Source organism: Mycobacterium sp. NGS69, from assembly GCF_059812165.1.
On record NZ_JCALCD010000012.1, the window covers coordinates 74,640 to 93,837 of the forward strand.

At 70.1% G+C, this 19,198-nt stretch carries 15 protein-coding genes and 1 pseudogene; 10 read left to right on the top strand and 6 right to left on the bottom strand.

Annotation, left to right across the window (positions count from 1 at the left end):
- Nucleotides 1–11 precede the first annotated feature (11 nt).
- The 8 genes and pseudogenes from AC5Y2S_RS26710 to AC5Y2S_RS26745 all read left to right on the top strand — a co-directional run bounded on the left by AC5Y2S_RS26710 (nucleotide 12) and on the right by AC5Y2S_RS26745 (nucleotide 9,826).
- On the top strand, nucleotides 12–1,574 hold the full coding sequence (locus AC5Y2S_RS26710) for an alpha/beta hydrolase (RefSeq protein ID WP_499907238.1): 1,563 nt from the start codon (nucleotides 12–14) through the stop codon (nucleotides 1,572–1,574).
- A 149-nt stretch (nucleotides 1,575–1,723) separates the two neighbouring features.
- Nucleotides 1,724–3,289, top strand: coding sequence for an alpha/beta hydrolase (locus AC5Y2S_RS26715; protein WP_499959524.1), 1,566 nt, complete (start codon nucleotides 1,724–1,726; stop codon nucleotides 3,287–3,289).
- 107 nt (nucleotides 3,290–3,396) lie between these two features.
- A pseudogene (locus AC5Y2S_RS26720) lies at nucleotides 3,397–3,558 on the top strand (PE family protein); the annotation flags it as partial.
- A gap of 196 nt (nucleotides 3,559–3,754) precedes the next feature.
- Entirely contained in the window at nucleotides 3,755–5,095 is a 1,341-nt protein-coding gene (glnA, locus tag AC5Y2S_RS26725; RefSeq protein ID WP_499959473.1) for a type I glutamate--ammonia ligase, read from the top strand.
- 18 nt (nucleotides 5,096–5,113) lie between these two features.
- On the top strand, nucleotides 5,114–8,098 hold the full coding sequence (locus AC5Y2S_RS26730) for a bifunctional [glutamine synthetase] adenylyltransferase/[glutamine synthetase]-adenylyl-L-tyrosine phosphorylase (protein WP_499959474.1): 2,985 nt from the start codon (nucleotides 5,114–5,116) through the stop codon (nucleotides 8,096–8,098).
- Entirely contained in the window at nucleotides 8,095–8,742 is a 648-nt protein-coding gene (locus AC5Y2S_RS26735) for a PaaI family thioesterase (RefSeq protein WP_499959476.1), read from the top strand. The genes AC5Y2S_RS26730 and AC5Y2S_RS26735 overlap by 4 nt, the downstream gene beginning before the upstream one ends.
- Nucleotides 8,739–9,599: a TIGR03619 family F420-dependent LLM class oxidoreductase gene (locus tag AC5Y2S_RS26740; protein ID WP_499959477.1), complete on the top strand. Its 861-nt coding sequence runs from the start codon at nucleotides 8,739–8,741 to the stop codon at nucleotides 9,597–9,599. Before AC5Y2S_RS26735 ends, AC5Y2S_RS26740 begins: the two co-directional genes overlap by 4 nt.
- A gap of 89 nt (nucleotides 9,600–9,688) precedes the next feature.
- Entirely contained in the window at nucleotides 9,689–9,826 is a 138-nt protein-coding gene (locus tag AC5Y2S_RS26745; RefSeq protein WP_499959478.1) for a hypothetical protein, read from the top strand.
- Between the two features lie 100 nt (nucleotides 9,827–9,926).
- On the opposite strand, the gene glnA (AC5Y2S_RS26750) is transcribed toward AC5Y2S_RS26745, so the two are convergent.
- Nucleotides 9,927–11,363, bottom strand: a complete 1,437-nt coding sequence (glnA, locus tag AC5Y2S_RS26750; RefSeq protein ID WP_499881182.1) for a type I glutamate--ammonia ligase — start codon at nucleotides 11,361–11,363, stop codon at nucleotides 9,927–9,929.
- 262 nt (nucleotides 11,364–11,625) lie between these two features.
- On the opposite strand from glnA (AC5Y2S_RS26750), the gene AC5Y2S_RS26755 reads away from it, so the two are divergent.
- Entirely contained in the window at nucleotides 11,626–12,045 is a 420-nt protein-coding gene (locus AC5Y2S_RS26755) for an RDD family protein (protein WP_499959525.1), read from the top strand.
- A 5-nt stretch (nucleotides 12,046–12,050) separates the two neighbouring features.
- Here the strand turns inward: AC5Y2S_RS26755 and AC5Y2S_RS26760 are convergent, their stop codons facing one another.
- From AC5Y2S_RS26760 to sucB, 5 genes are read right to left on the bottom strand one after another with little or no spacing between them, the layout of a single operon-like run.
- Nucleotides 12,051–12,803: a DUF4191 domain-containing protein gene (locus tag AC5Y2S_RS26760; protein WP_499959479.1), complete on the bottom strand. Its 753-nt coding sequence runs from the start codon at nucleotides 12,801–12,803 to the stop codon at nucleotides 12,051–12,053.
- A 31-nt stretch (nucleotides 12,804–12,834) separates the two neighbouring features.
- On the bottom strand, nucleotides 12,835–13,767 hold the full coding sequence (gene lipA / locus AC5Y2S_RS26765) for a lipoyl synthase (RefSeq protein WP_499959481.1): 933 nt from the start codon (nucleotides 13,765–13,767) through the stop codon (nucleotides 12,835–12,837).
- Nucleotides 13,764–14,462 (bottom strand): lipoyl(octanoyl) transferase LipB, encoded by a 699-nt coding sequence (gene lipB / locus AC5Y2S_RS26770; RefSeq protein WP_499959483.1) that lies wholly within the window; start codon nucleotides 14,460–14,462, stop codon nucleotides 13,764–13,766. Before lipB ends, lipA begins: the two co-directional genes overlap by 4 nt.
- Before the next feature lie 56 nt (nucleotides 14,463–14,518).
- Entirely contained in the window at nucleotides 14,519–15,430 is a 912-nt protein-coding gene (locus AC5Y2S_RS26775) for a TIGR01777 family oxidoreductase (protein ID WP_499959484.1), read from the bottom strand.
- A 4-nt stretch (nucleotides 15,431–15,434) separates the two neighbouring features.
- On the bottom strand, nucleotides 15,435–17,219 hold the full coding sequence (gene sucB / locus AC5Y2S_RS26780) for a 2-oxoglutarate dehydrogenase, E2 component, dihydrolipoamide succinyltransferase (protein WP_499959486.1): 1,785 nt from the start codon (nucleotides 17,217–17,219) through the stop codon (nucleotides 15,435–15,437).
- A 201-nt stretch (nucleotides 17,220–17,420) separates the two neighbouring features.
- Here sucB and AC5Y2S_RS26785 point away from each other — a divergent pair, with 201 nt between their 5' ends.
- On the top strand, nucleotides 17,421–19,193 hold the full coding sequence (locus AC5Y2S_RS26785) for an SDR family oxidoreductase (protein WP_499959487.1): 1,773 nt from the start codon (nucleotides 17,421–17,423) through the stop codon (nucleotides 19,191–19,193).
- Nucleotides 19,194–19,198 lie beyond the last annotated feature (5 nt).

Genomic DNA, 19,198 nt, shown 5'->3' on the forward strand with positions numbered 1-19,198 from the left:
TGGCAGCATATGTGGGCATGGGGTTGTCTCGCCGCGACAAGGTCGCGCGCACGCTGCTGATCTGGACGGCGATCGCGGCCGTGGCGATGCTGCTCGCCGGCTGCCTCCGCGTGGTCAACGGGCGCGCCGTCATGGCGGGGCCCAAGCTGGGCCAGGCGGTCGAATGGACACCGTGCCGCTCGTCCAACCCCAAGGCCAAGATCCCCAGCGGCGCCATGTGCGGCAGGCTGGCCGTGCCCGTCGACTACAACCACCTCGACGGCGACGTCGCCACCCTGGCGATGGTCCGGTTCCCGGCGACGGGCGACAAGATCGGCTCGCTGGTGATCAATCCCGGCGGCCCCGGCGAGTCCGGCATCGACGCCGCGCTGAGCGTCGTCCAGACGTTGCCGAAGCGGATCCGCGAACGCTTCGATCTGGTCGGCTTCGATCCCCGCGGGGTCGGGTCGTCGCGGCCGGCCATCTGGTGCAACTCCGACGCCGACAACGACCGGCTGCGCACCGAGCCGAACGTCGACTACAGCCCGGCCGGCGTCGCGCACATGGAGGACGAGACCAAGGAGTTCGTCGGCCGCTGCGTCGACAAAATGGGCAAGGACTTTCTGGCGAATGTGGGGACGGTCAACGTCGCCCGCGATCTGGACGCCATCCGCGCGGCGCTGGGCGACGACAAGCTGACCTACCTCGGTTACTCGTACGGCACCCGGATCGGCTCGGCCTACGCGGAGGCCTACCCGACGAAGGTGCGGGCGATGATCCTCGACGGCGCCGTCGACCCGAACGCGGACCAGATCGAGGCGGATCTGCGCCAAGCCAAGGGATTTGAGGACGCGTTCAACGACTTCGCCACCGACTGCGCCAAGCAGCCCACCTGCCCGCTGGGCACCGACCCGGCCAAGGCCGTCACCGTCTACCACAGCCTGGTGGACCCGATGGTGGACCCGAACAACACGATGGTCGGCCGGCCGATACCCACCAAGGACCCGCGCGGGTTGAGCTATGCCGACGCCATCGTGGGCACCATCATGGCGCTGTACTCGCCGTCGCTGTGGCACCACCTGACCGACGGCCTGTCCGAGCTCGTCGACCACCGCGGCGACACCATGCTGGCGCTGGCCGACATGTACATGCGCCGCGACCCGCACGGCCACTACAGCAACGCCACCGACGCCCGGGTCGCGATCAATTGCGTTGACCAGCCGCCGATTACGGACCGCGCCAAGGTGATCGACGAGGACCGCCGGTCCCGCGAGGTCGCCCCGTTCATGAGCTACGGGCAGTTCACCGGGGACGCCCCGCTGGGCACCTGCGCGTTCTGGCCGGTGCCGCCGACCAGCAAGCCGCACGCGATCACGGCGCCCGGCCTGGCGCCGACGGTGGTGGTGTCGACCACCCACGACCCGGCGACGCCCTACAAGGCCGGCGTCGACCTGGCGCAGGAGCTGCGCGGCTCGCTGCTGACCTTCGACGGGACGCAGCACACGGTGGTGTTCCAGGGCGACAGCTGCATCGACGACTACGTGACGGAGTACCTGATCGGCGGCGACACGCCGCCGAGCGGCGCCAAGTGCTAGGCCCGTCGTCTCGCCGAGACTGCGCCCAGCGCGAGAAATCCGCCCATTTTCAGCGCTGAGCGCAGTCTCGACGGAGTAGTGGCGGCGCGCCGACGCGAGATCAACCCGTGACCGTTTCGCGGCCCGACGGGAATATGCGGCTGCAAACATTGACAGCCATGTCGCGCCTGAGAACGCTGAGCTCGGCGCTGCTGTCGTTCGGGATTTTCGTTGTGGGACAACCGGTGCTGCCGGTGGCGGGCGCGACCCCGGAACCGGGTGCGGGCCAGACCCCGGCCCCGGCTCCGCCGGCCGCCGCGGCGCGTCCGCAGAACTGGGGCGGCTGCAGCCAATTCCTGACCGACACCAGCGACGTCCCCACCGCCCAGTGCACCACCGTGTCGGTCCCGGTCGACTACGCCAATCCGGGTGGCGCGCAGGCCAAGCTGGCGGTGATCCGGGTGCCCGCGACGGGCCGCCGGATGGGATCGCTGTTGATCAACCCGGGCGGGCCGGGCGGGTCCGCGGTCGACATGGTCGCCGGCATGGCGTCGGACCTGGAAAACAGCGACATCACCCGAAACTTCGACCTGGTCGGGTTCGACCCTCGAGGGGTGGGCCACTCGACCCCGCAGTTGCGCTGCCGCAGCGATGCCGACTTCGACGCGTTCCGGCGCGAACCGATGGTCGACTACAGCCCGGGCGGCGTGGCACACATCGAGCAGCTCAACCAGCACCTGGCCCAGCAATGCGCCAGCCGGATGGGCAACGCGTTCCTGGCGAACGCGGGGACCGCGTCCGTCGCGCACGACATGGACATGGTCCGCCAGGCGCTGGGCGACGATCAGATCAACTACCTCGGCTACAGCTACGGCACCGAGCTGGGCACCGCCTACCTCGAGGCGTTCGGTGAGCACGTGCGCGCGATGGTGCTCGACGGCGCCATCGACCCGACGGTGGACCCGGTCACCGAGAACATCAACCAAATGGCCGGATTCCAAACGGCTTTCAACGACTACGCCACCGACTGCGCCCGCTCGGCCGGCTGCCCGCTGGGCACCGATCCGGCTCAGTTCGTCAACCGCTACCACGCCCTGGTCGATCCGCTGGTCGCCAAGCCGGGCCGGACGTCGGACCCGCGCGGCCTGAGCTACGCCGACGCGACCACCGGCACCATCAACGCGCTTTACACCCCGGCGCACTGGAAGTACCTGACCAGTGGCCTGCTCGGGCTGGCGCGCGGCACCGACGCCGGCGACCTGCTGCTGCTGGCCGACGACTACGAGGGCCGGGACAAGAACGGGCACTACAGCAACGACCAGGACGCGTTCAACGCGGTGCGGTGCGTCGACGCGCCGACGCCGACCGACTCGGCGACGTGGGTCGCCGCCGATCAGAAGATGCGCCAGGTCGCCCCGTTCCTGAGCTACGGACAGTTCACCGGCAACGCCCCCCGCGACCTGTGCGCGCTGTGGCCGGTGCCCGCCACCTCCAGGCCGCACGCCGCGGCGCCCGTCGCGCCCGGCAAGGCCGTCGTCGTCTCCACGACGCACGACCCCGCCACCCCGTACCAGGCCGGGGTGAACCTGGCCCGGCAGCTCGGGGCCCCGCTGATCACCTACGACGGCACCCAGCACACCGCCGTGTTCAATGGCGACCAATGCGTGGACGCCGCGGTGGTGCGCTACTTCGTGGCGGGCGCGCTGCCGCCCGCGTCGCTGCGGTGCCGGTCCTGACCTAAACCGCGCCCTTGCCCTCGGGCCTCCTGCTACGTTGCAGGCACCTGACGGGTGGAGGACCGCCGGGCTAGTGACGACCGGGGCTAGCTGGTAGGTGGACCGACATGTCGTTTCTCATCGCGGCACCGGAGCTGATGGCGGCGGCCGCGTCGGATTTGGCCGGTATCGGGTCGACCCTCGGTGTGGCCCGCGCGGCGGCGATCTCGACGACCGGGGTGCTCGCCGCGGGCGAGGACGAGGTGTCCGCGGCCATCGCGGCGATGTTCTCCCTGCCTCCTCCGTGGAAGTCGCCGGCGGCGGTGGCGGCGCCGCCGTCATGAGCACGGGCACCGGCACCGCCACCGGCGGCCGCGGCGGCACGGGCCTCTAGCCGACCGGTTTCTGCGGCCGATCGGCGCAACGGCACAGGTTAAAAGCACCTCGGTAACACAAAATTAACAGCCGTTGCCTACTGTTCGAGTTATGGATCGACAGAAGGAATTCGTCCTCCGCACCCTGGAGGAGCGGGACATCCGCTTCGTTCGGCTCTGGTTCACCGATGTGCTGGGCTACCTGAAGTCCGTCGCTATCGCCCCGGCCGAACTCGAGGGCGCCTTCGAGGAGGGCATCGGCTTCGACGGCTCCTCGATCGAGGGCTTCGCGCGCGTCTCCGAATCCGACACCGTCGCTAACCCGGACCCTTCGACCTTCCAGGTGCTGCCCTGGGCCACGTCGTCCGGTCACCACCACTCCGCGCGGATGTTCTGCGACATCACCATGCCCGACGGCTCGCCGTCCTGGGCGGACCCGCGGCACGTGCTGCGCCGCCAGCTGCAGAAGGCCAACGACCTCGGCTTTTCCTGCTACGTGCACCCCGAGATCGAATTCTTCCTGCTGAAGCCCGGCCCCGACGACGGGTCGAGTCCCGTCCCCGTCGACAGCGCCGGCTATTTCGACCAGGCGGTGCACGACTCCGCGTCCAACTTCCGCCGCGACGCCATCGAAGCCTTGGAATTCATGGGAATTTCGGTCGAGTTCAGCCATCACGAGGGCGCGCCCGGCCAGCAGGAGATTGACCTGCGCTTCGCCGACGCGCTGTCGATGGCCGACAACGTGATGACGTTCCGCTACGTCATCAAGGAGGTCGCGATCGAAAACGGCGCGCGCGCGTCGTTCATGCCCAAGCCGTTCGCGGAACACCCCGGTTCGGCCATGCACACCCACATGAGCCTGTTCGAGGGCGACGTCAACGCCTTCCACAGCACCGACGACCCGCTGCAGCTCTCGGACGTGGGCAAGTCGTTCATCGCCGGGATCCTCGAGCACGCCTCGGAGATCAGCGCCGTCACCAACCAATGGGTCAACTCCTACAAGCGGCTGGTGCAGGGCGGCGAGGCGCCCACCAACGCGTCGTGGGGCGCGGCCAACCGGTCGGCGTTGGTGCGGGTGCCCATGTACACGCCGCACAAGACGTCGTCGCGGCGGATCGAGGTGCGCAGCCCCGACTCGGCGTGCAACCCGTACCTGGCGTTCGCCGTGCTGCTGGCCGCCGGATTGCGCGGGGTGGAGAAGGGCTACGTGTTGGGCCCGCAGGCCGAGGACAACGTGTGGGACCTGACGCCCGAGGAACGCCTCACGATGGGCTACCGCGAGCTGCCCACCAGTCTCGACGCCGCGCTTCGCGCCATGGAGGCCTCCGAGCTGGTCGCGGAAACCTTGGGGGAGCACGTGTTTGACTTCTTCCTGCGCAACAAGCGCGCGGAATGGGCGAATTACCGCAGCCACGTCACGCCCTACGAGCTGCGCACCTACCTGTCGCTGTAGGCGGGCTGCGCTACGGTCGTGGGCGTGACCAAACCCGCGACGGAGCGCCCCCGCCTGCCCAGCGTGGGCCGGCTCGGGTTGGTCGACCCACCCGCGGGTGACCGTCTGGCGCAGCTGGGTTGGTACGCGCGCGACGATCAGAACTACATCGACCGGTTGTGGGCGTTGTCGCGCGCGCCCGACCCCGACGCCGCGCTGCGGGTGCTGGTCCGGCTATGGGAGAACCCGGACAGCGACTGGCACGAATTGAGCGCCGCGCTGCTCACCGAACGCGGGCTGCGGGGCCGGCTGTTCGGGGTGCTGGGCTCGTCGCTGGCCTTGGGCGATCACCTGGCCGCCAACCCGCAGTCCTGGAAGCTGTTGCGGGGCAAGGCCCACCTGCCCTCGCGGGACGAACTGCTCACGACGTTCATCGAGTGCTGCGACGAGGCGCTGGGCGCCCCCGGCTCGGCGCTGGAGCGTCTGCGCATCCTGTACCGCGACCAGCTGCTGGTGCTGGCGGCCCTGGACGTGGCCGCCACGGTCGAGGACGAGCCGGTCCTGCCGTTCACCGTGGTGAGCGCCCAGCTGTCGGACCTGGCGGACGCGGCCCTGGCGGCCGCGCTGCGGGTCGCCGAGGTCAGCGTGTGCGGCGAGCGGACGCCGCCTCGGCTGGCGGTCATCGCGATGGGCAAATGCGGTGCCCGCGAACTGAACTACGTCAGCGACGTCGACGTCATCTTCGTCGCCGAGCGCGCCGACGCGCAGAGCGCCCGCGTGGCCGGCGAGATGATGAAGGTGGCCTCGGAGGCCTTCTTCCAGGTCGACGCCGGGCTGCGTCCGGAGGGTCGCAGCGGCGAGCTGGTCCGCACCGTCGAATCGCACGTCGCCTACTACCAGCGCTGGGCAAAGACGTGGGAGTTCCAGGCGCTGCTGAAAGCCCGGGCGGCCGTCGGCGACGCCGAACTCGGCGAGCGCTACCTGGCCGCGTTGTTGCCCATGGTCTGGGTCGCCTGCGAGCGGGAGGATTTCGTCGTCGAGGTCCAGGCCATGCGCCGGCGGGTCGAGCGGCTGGTGCCCGCCGAGGTCCGCGGCCGCGAGCTCAAACTCGGCAGCGGCGGTCTGCGGGACGTGGAGTTCGCGGTGCAGCTGCTGCAGCTGGTGCACGGCCGCAGCGACGACTCGCTGCATGTGGCCTCCACGGTGGACGCGCTCGACGCGCTGGGCCAGGGCGGCTACATCGGACGCGAGGACGCGGCGAACCTGACCGCGTCCTACGAGTTCCTCCGGCTGCTCGAGCACCGGTTGCAGCTGCAACGGCTCAAGCGCACCCATCTGCTGCCGGCGCCCGACGACGAGGAGGCGGTGCGCTGGCTGGCGCGCGCCGCGCACATCCGGCCCGACGGCCGCCACGACGCGGCCGGGGTGCTGCGCGAGGAGCTCCGGCACCAGAACGTGCGGGTGTCGGGGCTGCACGCCAAGCTCTTCTATCAGCCGCTGCTGGAATCGATCGGTCCGGCCGGCCTGGAGATCGCGCACGGCATCACCTCCGAGGGCGCCGAGCGGCAGCTGGCGGCGCTGGGCTACGAGGGGCCGCAGACCGCGTTGAAGCACATGTCGGCACTGGTCAACCAGAGCGGGCGGCGCGGCCGGGTGCAGTCGGTGCTGCTGCCCCGGCTGCTGAACTGGATGTCCTACGCCCCCGACCCCGACGGCGGGCTGCTGGCCTACCGGCGCCTGTCCGAGGCGTTGGGCGGGGAGAGCTGGTACCTGTCCACGCTGCGCGACAAGCCCGCGGTGGCCAGGCGGCTGATGCACGTGCTGGGAACCTCCGCCTACGTGCCGGACCTGCTGATGCGCGCGCCCCGGGTGATTCAGGACTACGGCGACGGCCCGGGCGGCCCCAAGCTGCTCGAAACCGACCCCGCCACGGTGGCCCGGGCGCTGATCGCCTCGGCGAGCCGCCACCCCGACCCGGTCCGGGCGATCGCCGCCGCCCGCACGCTGCGCCGCCGCGAGCTGGCCCGCATCGGTTCGGCCGACCTGCTCGGTTTCCTCGAGGTCACCGACGTGTGCAAGGCGCTCACCTCGGTGTGGGTGGCCGTGCTGCAGGCCGCCCTGGACGCGATGATCCGGGCCAATCTCCCCGAGGACGGCCGGGCTCCCGCGGCGATCGCGGTCATCGGCATGGGCCGGCTGGGCGGCGCCGAGCTGGGCTACGGCTCCGACGCCGACGTGATGTTCGTCTGCGAGCCGGCCACCGGCGTCGACGACTCGCGGGCGGTGCGTTGGTCGACGACGATCGCCGAGCAGGTGCGGGCGCTGCTGGGCACGCCCAGCGTCGACCCGCCGCTTGAGGTCGATGCGAACCTGCGGCCCGAGGGCCGCAGCGGCCCCCTGGTGCGCACGTTGAGTTCCTACACCGCCTATTACTCCCAGTGGGCGCAGCCGTGGGAGATCCAGGCGCTGCTGCGCGCGCACGCGGTCGCCGGCGACGCCGAGCTGGGCCAGCGGTTCTTGGTGATGGCCGACCAGACGCGCTACCCGCCCGACGGCGTGTCGGCGGAGGCGGTGCGCGAAATCCGCCGCATCAAGGCCCGCGTCGAGTCCGAGCGGTTGCCGCGGGGAGCGGACCCCAACACCCACACCAAGCTGGGCCGCGGGGGATTGGCCGACATCGAATGGACCGTGCAGCTCATGCAGCTGCGCCACGCCCACCGGGTCCCGGCCCTGCACAACACCTCGACGCTGGAATCCCTGGACGCCATCGCCGCGGCCGACCTGGTGCCCGCCGACGACGTGGACCTGCTGCGGCAGGCCTGGCTGACGGCCACGCGGGCCCGCAACGCGTTGGTGCTGGTGCGCGGCAAGCCCACCGACCAGCTGCCGGGGCCGGGGCGCCAGCTCAAGGCGGTCGCCGTTGCCGCGGGCTGGTCATCCGACGACGGCGGCGAGTTCCTGGACAATTATCTGCGAGTGACGCGCCGGGCAAAAGCGGTGGTGCGCAAGGTGTTTGGAAGTTGAGTCAGGAGGCCGGCGCGTTGGACGCCACATTCGAGGTGCTCAGCGCGGCGGAAGCCCAACGCGTGACGGCCCTGTACACCCCGCTGGCCGATGCGGTCCGGGAACTCATCGACGCCACGATCCGGACCGAGGCCGACGACGCCGTCGTCGCCGACGCGCGAGCCGCGATCGAGGCCGTCACCGAGTCGCTGCGGCAACGAACCCGGCCGAGGGGGGTGACCTACCGCGTCGACGGCGGCCGCCCGCTGACCCTGGGAAACGCCGCGATCGGGCTGGGCAACCCGATCGCGCCACCCGTGATCGTCCACCACGACGGCGGTGGCCGGTGCTGGAGCGAGTTCGTCCTCGGGACGGCGTACGAGGGCCCGCCCAAGCTGGTGCACGGCGGGGTGAGCGCCCTGGTGCTCGACCACATGCTCGGCGAGGCGGCCAGCGAGGGGCTGTCCAAGCCGCGGTTCACCGGGACCATCACGGTGAAGTACTTGCGCGGCACCCCGCTGGGCCCGCTGCGTTCCGAGGCGTGGATCGACCGCAAGGAGGGCGTCAAAGTCTTTGCGCGCGGCACCATTTCGGACGCGCACGGGGTGACCGTTGAGGCCGACGGCATCTTCATCGAGCCGTCGTGGGCTAGGGAAGCCGAATGAAGTTCTACGTCAGCAGCGCCTTCTTGAACACCCGCGAGATCGTCGAGATCGCCAAGGCGGCCGACGAACTCGGCTACGACGGGATCGGGATCCCCGATCACGTCGTCAACCTGGAGACCCTGGAGACCCCGTACCCGTACACCAGGGACGGCCAACGGCGCTGGCAGCCCTTCACCGACTGGCCCGATCCCTGGGTGCTCGTCGGCGCGCTGGCCCAGGTCACCACCCGGCTGCGGTTCGTCACCACCGTCTACATTCCCGCCATGCGCAACCCGTATTCGGCGGCGAAAGCCATTGGCACGGCGGCGGTTTTGGCGTCCGGCCGGGTGGAGCTCGGCATCGGTGTCGGCTGGTGCCGCGAGGAATTCGCGTTGATGGGCGAGCAGTTCGAGGCCCGCGGCAAACGCACCGACGAGATCATCGACCTGATGCGGGCGCTGTGGCGGCCGGGCTGGACCGAGTTCGACGGCGCGTTCTACCGCACACCGCGACTGGAAATGGAGCCGACTCCGCCACCGATACCCGTGTATGTCGGCGGCCTCAGCGACATCGCGCTGCGCCGCGCCGCCCGCAACGACGGCTGGATCGGCGACCTGATCAAGACCGATCGGGCCATCGAGGCGGTGGGCCGGCTGCGCGAACTGCGGGCCGAACTCGGCTTGTCCATGGACGATTTCACCATCCTGACGCCGCTGACCGACTCCTTCACCACCGCCGACTACCGGCGCGCCGCCGACGCCGGCATCACCGGCATCATCACCATGCCGTGGATGTTCTACGCCGGCCCGGACGCCACGCTGGACGACAAGATCGACGGCATGCAGCGCTTCCGCAAGGACCTGTCGCTGGACGGCTAGAATTTACCGGTGGCTTTCACGGTCGTTTTCAGCAACGGTGAACCGCGGGATTACGGCGCCTTAGACAGCTACGAGGTCACCGACGCGGGGTGTTGATCATCTCGATGCACCGCGAGGACGTCGAGCGGCATTACGTCGCGCCGGGCGGCTGGCTGGAGGTGGTCGAGATGGCCGAGGGCCAGCCGGTCCGGATGACGCGCGGGATCCTGGGCCGCTGCCCCGGTTGACCCTGCGGCAGAGACACTTTCACCGCCGAGCAGACGCAGAATCGCACCGAAGCGCGGCGCTGAGGGCGATTCTGCGTCTGCTCGCGACGATTAGACGGGCTTAAACGTCGAAGTAGAGCGAGAACTCGTACGGGTGCGGCCGGATCTGGACCGGCAGGATCTCGTACTCGCGCTTGAAGTTGATCCACGTCTCGATCAGGTCCGGCGTGAAAACGCCGCCCTCGGTGAGGTATTCGTGGTCGGCCTCGAGCCGGTCGATCACCGCGGACAGCTGGGTGGGCGCCTGCGGGATGTTGGCGGCCTCCTCGGGCGGCAGCTCGTAGAGGTCCTTGTCGACCGGCGCCTGCGGCTCGATCTTGTTCTTGATGCCGTCCAGGCCGGCCATCAGCATGGCCGAGAACGCCAGGTACGGGTTGCCCGACGAGTCGGGGCAACGGAACTCCAGCCGCTTGGCCTTCGGATTGCTGCCGGTGATCGGGATGCGCACGCACGCCGACCGGTTGCGCTGGCTGTACACCAGGTTGATCGGCGCCTCGAAGCCGGGAACCAGGCGCTTGTAGGAGTTCACCGTCGGGTTGGTGAACGCCAGCAGCGACGGCGCGTGGTGCAGCAGGCCGCCGATGTAGTGGCGCGCGGTGTCCGACAGGCCGGCGTAGCCCGTCTCGTCGTACATCAGCGGGCTGCCGTCCTTCCACAGCGACTGGTGGGTGTGCATGCCGGAGCCGTTGTCGCCGAACAGCGGCTTGGGCATGAAGGTGACGGTCTTGCCCGCCTGCCACGCGGTGTTCTTGACGATGTACTTGTACAGCTGCATGTCGTCGGCCGCGTGCAGCAGCGTGTTGAACTTGTAGTTGATCTCGGCCTGGCCGCCGCTGCCCACCTCGTGGTGGCCCTTCTCCAGGCTGAAGCCCGATTTGATGAGGTTCGACAGCATGTCGGCGCGCAGGTCGACGTAGTGGTCGACTGGAGCGACCGGGAAGTAGCCGCCCTTGGGCCGGACCTTGTAGCCCCGGTTGGGGCTGCCGTCGCTCTCGTTGGGCTCACCGGTGTTCCACCAGCCGGAGATCGCGTCCACCTCATAGAAGGAGCCGTTGGTGCGCGAGTCGAAGCTGACCGAGTCGAAGATGTAGAACTCGGCCTCGGCGCCGAAATACGCGGTGTCGGCGACCCCGGTGCTGATCAGGTAATTCTCCGCCTTGCGAGCGATGTTGCGCGGGTCGCGCGAGTAGGGCTCGAGGGTGAACGGGTCGTGCACGAAGAAGTTCAGGTTCAGCGTCTTGTGCGCGGTGAACAGGTCGATCTGGGCCGTCGCGGGGTCGGGCAGGAGCAACATGTCGGACTCGTGGATCGACTGGAACCCGCGAATCGAGGAGCCGTCGAAGGCCAAGCCGTCCTCGAACACGCTCTCGTCGAAGAACGAAATCGGAATCGTGAAGTGCTGCATGATGCCTGGCAAGTCACAGAACCGGACATCGACAAACTCGACGTTCTCGTCCTTGGCGAGTTTGAAGACGTCGTCGGGCGTCATTTCCGTCACAGAATTGCTCCTTTACTTGGTGATCCGCGGCCTGACGCTATGGAGCTTGTGTTGCCCGTCAGTCAACCCGATGTTGCGCAGAGGTTACGTGACCATGCTTCCCCGCACCAGAATCCGGGTCGCTGGAGGGGTTCTATTGTGGGGCCATGGACGGCAGCATCGTATCTGGTCCGCAACACGGGCACACCGCCGCATCCCGCCCGGGTTTCGGGCTCGCGGGGGAGTCCCGCCGGGCCGCCGGAAGCCGTCCGTGACCGACGGTTTGCCGGGATCGCGATCGGCCTATCCGGGCGAGAGCCTCGGCCTGCCACAGGGCGGGCCGGGATCGCTGGCGCCGATGGGTCGACGGCTGGTCGCGCTGATGATCGACTGGCTGATCTCCTACGGGCTGGGCGCGCTGGCCATGGCGTTCGGCCTGTTCTCCCAGCGGGCGCTGGCGACCGCGGTGTTGGTGATCTGGTTCGTGCTCGGGGTGGTGGCGGTGCGGCTGTTCAGCTTCACGCCCGGGCAGTTGGCCCTGGGTCTGCAGGTGGCGTCGGTGGACGGGCGGGTGCCGGTCGGGCTCGGCCGGCTGGTGGCGCGCGGGCTGCTCATCGCGACGGTCATCCCGGCGTTGTTCACCGACTCCGACGGCCGGGGCCTGCACGATCGGATCACCGGGACGGCCGTGCTGCGGCGCTAGTGCCGTTACCTGCGACGCACCGTGCGCTGTACACCGCGCATCTTGCCGGCGTTGGGCAGCGGCCCCTTCGGCATCACGCCGGCGCCGGCGCGCGAGCCCAGCGCGGCCAGCCGCGACTCCAGCGTGTCGATCTGCTTGGCGGTGACGTTGGCCGGAAGCTTGGTGAGGTGGCGCTCCAGCTTGCCCAGCGGGACCTCGCCCTCGCCGTTGCCGACCACGATGTCGTATATCGGCACGTCGCCGACCAGCCTGGCGGTGCGCTTCTTCTCCTGGGCCAGCAGCGGTTTGACCCGGACGGCCGATCCCTCGCCGACCAGGATTACGCCGGGCCGGCCGAGCACCCGGTGCACGGCGTCGAAGTGGCCGGTCGCGGCGACCCCGGGGGTCACCCGCCACTTGCCGCGCAGGTTGTCCAGCACCCACGCGGCCGCGCCGGTCTGGCCTTCGGCTTTGCTGTAGACCGCGCGCTGGGCGCGGCGGCTGAAGATGATGAACGCCACCAGGGCGCCCAACAGCACCCCGAACGGGATCATCGTGATCATGGTCAGCCCGCCGGCCCAGATGCCGACGGCCACCGCGGCGCCGACGATCAGCACAAAGGCGCCGATCATGTACGGCAGCAGGCGCTTGTCTTCCTTGCGCTGCATGTTGAACGCCTGCCACAGCTGGCCGCGGCGTTCCTTCGCGGCGGCCTTGCGGGCGGCGGTTGCCTGGGCCCGGGCGGCCTTGTTCTCGGCGGCGGTGCGGGGTTTAGCCATAATCACCAAGGATACGTTCGGGGCCGGTGATCTATGGTGCCGAGGCCCGGCCGCGAACGGCTTGGTCGTAGAGCCGTCCCGCCCGATAGGACGAGCGCACCAGCGGCCCGGATAACACCCCCGAGAAGCCGAGGCTCTCGGCGTGCCGGGCGAACTCGTCGAACTCGTCGGGCGTGACCCAACGCTCGACGGGATGGTGGCGCGACGTCGGGCGCAGGTATTGGGTGATGGTGACGATGTCGCAGCCGGCGTCGCGCAGGTCGGCCAGCGCGCCGCGCACCTCGTCGGCGGTTTCGCCCAGCCCGAGGATGAGGTTGCTCTTGGTGATCAGGCCGAAATCGCGGGCCGCGGTGAGCACGCCCAGGCTGCGTTCGTAGGTGAAGGCGGGCCGGATCCGCTTGAAGATCCGCGGCACGGTTTCGACGTTGTGGGCCAACACTTCCGGGCTCGACCCGAAGACCTCCGCGAGCCGCACGCGCTCGCCGTTGAAGTCGGGGATCAACAGCTCGACGCCGGTCGACGGGTTGAGCTCTTTGATGGCCCGGACCGTCTCCGCGTACAGCCAGGCGCCGCCGTCGGGCAGGTCGTCGCGCGCGACGCCGGTGATGGTCGCGTAGCGCAGCCCCATCGCCTGCACGCTCTCGGCGACCCGGCGGGGCTCGTCGCGGTCCAGCTCGGCGGGCTTTCCGGTGTCGATCTGGCAGAAGTCGCAGCGGCGCGTGCACTGGTCGCCGCCGATCAGGAAGGTTGCTTCCCGGTCCTCCCAGCATTCGAAGATGTTGGGGCAGCCGGCCTCTTCGCACACCGTGTGCAGACCCTCGCGGCGGACCAGGCCCTTCAGCTGCGTGTACTCCGGGCCCATCCGGGCCCTGACCTTGATCCACGGCGGCTTGCGCTCGATCGGGGTCTGCGCGTTGCGCACCTCCAGGCGCAGCAGCTTGCGGCCTTCGGGAGCGACAGTCACATCGTTGATGCTACGCGGGTCACCGGGTGGTCACGCACCGGAAGCGCGCCGTCCAAGGCGTCGCAGACGGCGACGGCGACGGCCGCCCGGACCTCCTCGACGGTGACCGTGCGCCGCAGCTCGGCGGACACCGACGTCACCCCCGCGTCGCTGATGCCGCACGGGACGATCGAGTTGTAGGCACCCAGATCGCAGTCGCAGTTCAGGGCGAACCCGTGCATCGTGGTCGCCCGGGACACCCGCACTCCGATGGCGGCGACCTTGCGCGCCGGCCGGCCGCCGCCGGCGGGCACCCAGACCCCGGACCTGCCGTCGACCCGGGTGGTGTCCAGGCCCAGGTCGCCGCACACCTTGATGAGCGATTCCTCAAGGCGCCGAACGTATTTGACGACATCGAGCGGCTCGGCCAGCCCGATGATCGGGTAGCCGACCAATTGCCCGGGGCCGTGCCAGGTGATCTTGCCGCCGCGGTCGGTGTCGACCACCGGCGTCCCGTCCACCGGCCGCTCGTGTGGTTCCGTGCGCCGCCCGGCGGTGTAGACCGCGGGGTGCTCCAGCAGCAGTAGGGTGTCGGGGCCTCCGGCGACCCGGGCGTCGGCCAGGTCGCGCTGCAGCTGCCAGGCGGTGCGGTATTCGACCGTCCCCAGCTGGCGGACGTCGATCGCGCTCACGCTCGACCGGATGGAATCGCTCACCCCGCCGACGCTACTCGGCCCGCGCTCGACCGGCGACGCGACGCCACGCCGCGCGGCTAGTCGTGCTCGCGGCGGGCCGTGGCGTAGGCGAGCGCCTCGCCAATGGTGTTGTGATGGAACTCGAAACCGGCGCGTTCCAGCGCGGACGGGATGGCGCGCTGACCGATGAGCAGCCCCTCGTCGGCGAACTCCCCGAGCGCCGCCCGCACCGCGAAACCGGGCAGCATGAACGGGGTCGGGCGATTGAGCGCACGCCCGAATGCGGTGGTGAACTCCGCGTTGGTGACCGGCGCCGGCCCGGTCAGGTTCACCGGCCCCGACAGCGACGGGTGCGAGATGGCGAACAGCAGCGCCCGCACCTCGTCTTCGAGGGTGATCCACGACATGTATTGACGGCCGCTGCCCATCCGGGCGCCGAGTCCCGCCGAGAAGAGCGGCCGCAACCGGCGCAGCGCGCCACCCGACCGGGACAGCACCAGGCCGGTGCGGGCCAGCACCACCCGGGTGCCGGCGTATTGGGCGGGCAGCGTGGCGGCTTCCCAGTCCTCGCACAGCTGCGCGAGGAAACCGCTTCCCGGCCGGGCGTTTTCGTCGACCACCCGGTCCCGGGTGTTGCCGTAGTAGCCGACCGCGCTGGCGTTGATCAGCGTTTCCACGCCGGCGTCGGCGACGGCGTTGGCCAGCACCTCGGTGGGGGCGATGCGGCTGTCGCGCAGGCTCTGCTTGAAGGCGCCCGACCAACGACGCTGCCCGATGTTGACGCCGCACAGGTTGACGACGGCGTCGACGTCGACCAGCGCGTCGGCATCGAACTCGCCGCTCTCCGGATTCCAGTGCAGCTCTTCGGAATTCGCCGGCGTCCGGCGCACGATGCGCAGCACCGGGTGGTCGGCTGCGCGCAGGGCCGCCGCCAGGGCCGAACCGATCAGGCCGGAGGAACCCGCAATCGCGATGACCGGCTTGGGCACGTCGTCACAGCCCCAGGTCAGCCTCGAAGGCTCCCTCTTCGAGCCGGTTCTTGATCGTGGTGAGGAAACGTCCCGCGTCGGCGCCGTCGATCAGGCGATGGTCGTAGGTCAGCGGGAGATAGCAGATGGAGCGGACGCCGATCGACTCGTTGCCGAACTCGTCCACGATCACCCGCGGCCGCTTGACGATCGCGCCGGTGCCCAGCATGGCCGCCTGCGGCGGAACCAGGATCGGGGTGTCGAACAGGGCGCCCTGGCTGCCGATGTTGGTGATGGTGAACGTGCCGCCGGACAGCTCGTCGGGCTTCAGGTTGCCCGACCGGGCGCGCTCGGCGATGTCGGCGATCGCCCGGGCCAGCCCGGCCAGCGACAGGTCGCCGGCGTTGTGGACGACGGGGGAGAGCAGGCCCTGGTCGGTGTCGACCGCGAAGCCGAGGTGCTCGGCGTCGTAGTAGGTGATCTCCTTGGTTTCCTCGTTGTAGCTGGCGTTGATGTTGGGGTGGATCTTTAAGGCGTCGATCACGGCGCGGGCGATGAACGGCAGGTAGGTCAGGTTGACGCCCTCGCGTTCGGCGAACGCGGACTTGGCCCGGGCCCGCAGCCCCACGATCTTGGTCATGTCGACCTCGTGGGTCTGGGTGAGCTGGGCCGTGGCCTGCAGCGATTCGCGCGTCTTGGCCGCGGTGAGCTGACGGATCCGGCTGGCCTTCTGGGTGGTGCCGCGCAGGTGGGCCAGCGCGGCCGCCGGGGTGGGGGCGGCGGGAGCGGCCTTGCCGTCGGCGGCGGGCGCGGCGGCGGGTGCCGTGGCGGCTGCGGGCGCAGGCGCCTTTTTCGCCTCGTCCCTCTTCTGCGCGGCCGCGAGCACGTCCTGCTTGCGGATGCGACCGCCGACGCCGGTGCCGGCGACCTGCGCGAGGTCGATGTTGTTCTCGTTGGCCAGCTTTCGCACCAGCGGGGTCACGTAGGGCGCGCCGTCCGGGCTCGGGCCGCCCGCCGGCGCCGGGGCGGGCGCGGCCTGTGCCGGTTCGGGTTGCGGCGCCGGCGCGGGCGCGGGCTTCGCCGCCGCCGGCTCCGGCTTGGGTTCGGGTTTTGGCTCCGGCTTGGGTTCGGGTTTTGGTGCGGGCGGCGCCGGGGGAGCCGAGGGGGCCGGCGCGGCGGCGTCCGTTCCGGCACCGATCCGCGCCAGCTCGCCGCCGACCGGGACGGTCGCGTCCTCCTCGGCGGTGATGCTGAGCAGGACGCCGGCCACCGGCGACGGGATCTCGGTGTCCACCTTGTCGGTGGACACCTCCACCAGCGGCTCGTCGACCTGGACGGAATCGCCGACCTTCTTCAGCCAGCGGGTCACGGTGCCTTCGGCCACCGACTCGCCGAGTTCGGGCATCAGCACCGGCTTGGCGTCGCCGGAACCGCCGCCCGACGCGGCCGGCTGGGCCGGCGCCGCCGGCTGGGGCTCGGGCTGGGCCTGGGCCTGGGCTTGGGGTTCCGGCTCGGGTTCCGGTTGCGGCTCCGGCTGGCTGGGCGCCTGGGGCTGGGCCTGGGGTTGCTCACCCGCGTCGCCGATGACCGCCAGCTCGCCGCCGACCTCGACCGTGTCGTCCTCCTGGGCCACGATCTTGGTCAGCACACCGGCGGCCGGCGACGGGATTTCGGTGTCCACCTTGTCGGTCGACACCTCGACGAGCGGCTCGTCGAGTTCGACCGTGTCGCCTTCCTGCTTGAGCCAGCGGGTGACCGTCCCCTCGGTGACGCTTTCACCGAGTGCCGGCATCTGGACGGAGAAGGCCATCTCTTCTGACTCCTCGATCGTAGGTCGGGGCACGTCGAACATGTCGCTTGGCAGAACCGAAGTCGCTATCAAAACTATCCTGTCACCGCGCATTCGTCGGCACACATCCAGGGCGGACAGCGCTCGGGTGCCAGGTCGGCGCCGGCCCGCTTGCTACGGTGTGGCCACTGGCGCAGGGGCCAGTCAGAGCGGGGAGGTTCGATGCCGGCGCTACCACAGGTACCCCAGCGGTTCGTCGACAGCAGCGACGGCGTGCGCGTCGCGGTATACGAGGAGGGCAACCGCGAGGGCCCGACGGTCGTGCTGGTGCACGGCTTCCCCGACTCGCACGTGCTCTGGGACGGCGTCGTCCCGCAGCTGACCGAGCGATTCCGCGTCATCCGCTACGACAACCGCGGCGTCGGCATGACGTCGGCGCCCAAACGGGTCTCCGCCTACACCATGGCCCGGTTCGCCGACGACTTCGCCGCGGTGATCGGCGAGCTCAGCCCGGGCGGGCCGGTGCACGTGCTGGCCCACGACTGGGGCTCGGTGGGCATCTGGGAGTACCTGAAGCGGCCGGGCGCGGCCGACCGGGTCGCCTCGTTCACGTCGGTGTCCGGCCCCAGCCAGGAGCAGCTGGTCCACTACATGTTCAGCGGGCTGCGCCAGCCCTGGCGCCCGCGGAGGTTCCTGCGCTCGATCATCCAGGCGCTGCGGCTGACCTACATGGTGTTCTTCTCGATCCCGGTGCTCGCGCCCCTGTCTCTCCGGCTGGCGCTGTCGATCCCGGCGCTGCGCCGCAACGCCGTCGACAACATCCCCGCTGACAAAATTCACCACTCGGACAAGCTGGCCTCCGACGCCGCGCGTTCGGTGAAGACCTACCCCGCCAACTACTTTCGCTCCTTCTCCATGCGCGGCCGGCCGCAGACCGTCGACGTGCCGGTGCAGCTCATCGTCAACACCCGCGACAAGTACGTGCGGCCCTACGGGTACGACGAGACCGCGCGCTGGGTGCCGCGGTTGTGGCGCCGCGACATCCGGGCCGGTCACTTCTCGCCTATGTCGCACCCGCAGGTGATGGCGGCCGCGGTGCACGACTTCGCCGACCTGACCGACGGCAAGCCGCCGAGCCGGGCGATGCTGCGCGCGCAGGTCGGGCGTCCCCGCGAGTACTTCGGCGACACCCTGGTGTCGGTCACCGGCGCGGGCAGCGGCATCGGGCGCGAGACCGCGTTCGCCTTCGCGCGCGAGGGCGCCGAGCTGGTGGTCAGCGACATCGACGAGGCGACCGTCAAGGAGACCGCCGCCGAGATCACCGCGCGTGGCGGCGTCGCCCACGCCTACGTGCTCGACGTGTCCGACGCCGACGCGGTCGAGGCGTTCGCCGAGCGCGTCAGCGCCGAACACGGCGTCCCCGACATCGTCGTCAACAACGCCGGCATCGGCGCGGCCGGCGGATTCCTGGACACCCCCGCCGAGCAGTTCGACCGGGTGCTCGACATCAACCTGGGCGGCGTGGTCAACGGCTGCCGGTCCTTCGGCCGGCGCCTGGTCGAGCGCGGCACCGGCGGCTACATCGTCAACGTGGCGTCGATGGCCGCATTCTCGCCGCTGGGGTCGCTGAGCGCCTACTGCACCTCGAAGGCGGCCACCTACATGTTCTCCGACTGCCTGCGGGCCGAACTGGACGTGGCCGACGTCGGGCTGACCACCATCTGCCCCGGCGTCATCAACACCAACATCATCAGCACCACCCGCTTCACCGCGCCCGTGGGCAAGGACGAGCAGGTCGACGACCGGCGCGGCCAGATCGGCCGGATGTTCGCGCTGCGCCACTACGGGCCGGACAAGGTCGCCAACGCGATCCTGTCGTCGGTCAAGAAGAAGAAGCCGATTCGGCCCGTCGCGCCGGAAGCCTATGCGGTCTACGGCCTGTCCCGCGTGGCGCCGCAGGCGTTGCGCAACGCCGCACGCGTGCGGGTGATCTAGTCCAA

Excerpts from the sequence above, each read along its gene's own strand:
- glnA (WP_499959473.1), top strand. The coding sequence starts at position 3,755 with ATGGATCGACAGAAGGAATTCGTCCTCCGCACCCTGGAGGAGCGGGAC.
- AC5Y2S_RS26740 (WP_499959477.1), top strand. The coding sequence starts at position 8,739 with ATGAAGTTCTACGTCAGCAGCGCCTTCTTGAACACCCGCGAGATCGTC.
- AC5Y2S_RS26760 (WP_499959479.1), bottom strand. The coding sequence starts at position 12,803 with ATGGCTAAACCCCGCACCGCCGCCGAGAACAAGGCCGCCCGGGCCCAG.
- sucB (WP_499959486.1), bottom strand. The coding sequence starts at position 17,219 with ATGGCCTTCTCCGTCCAGATGCCGGCACTCGGTGAAAGCGTCACCGAG.
- AC5Y2S_RS26785 (WP_499959487.1), top strand. The coding sequence starts at position 17,421 with ATGCCGGCGCTACCACAGGTACCCCAGCGGTTCGTCGACAGCAGCGAC.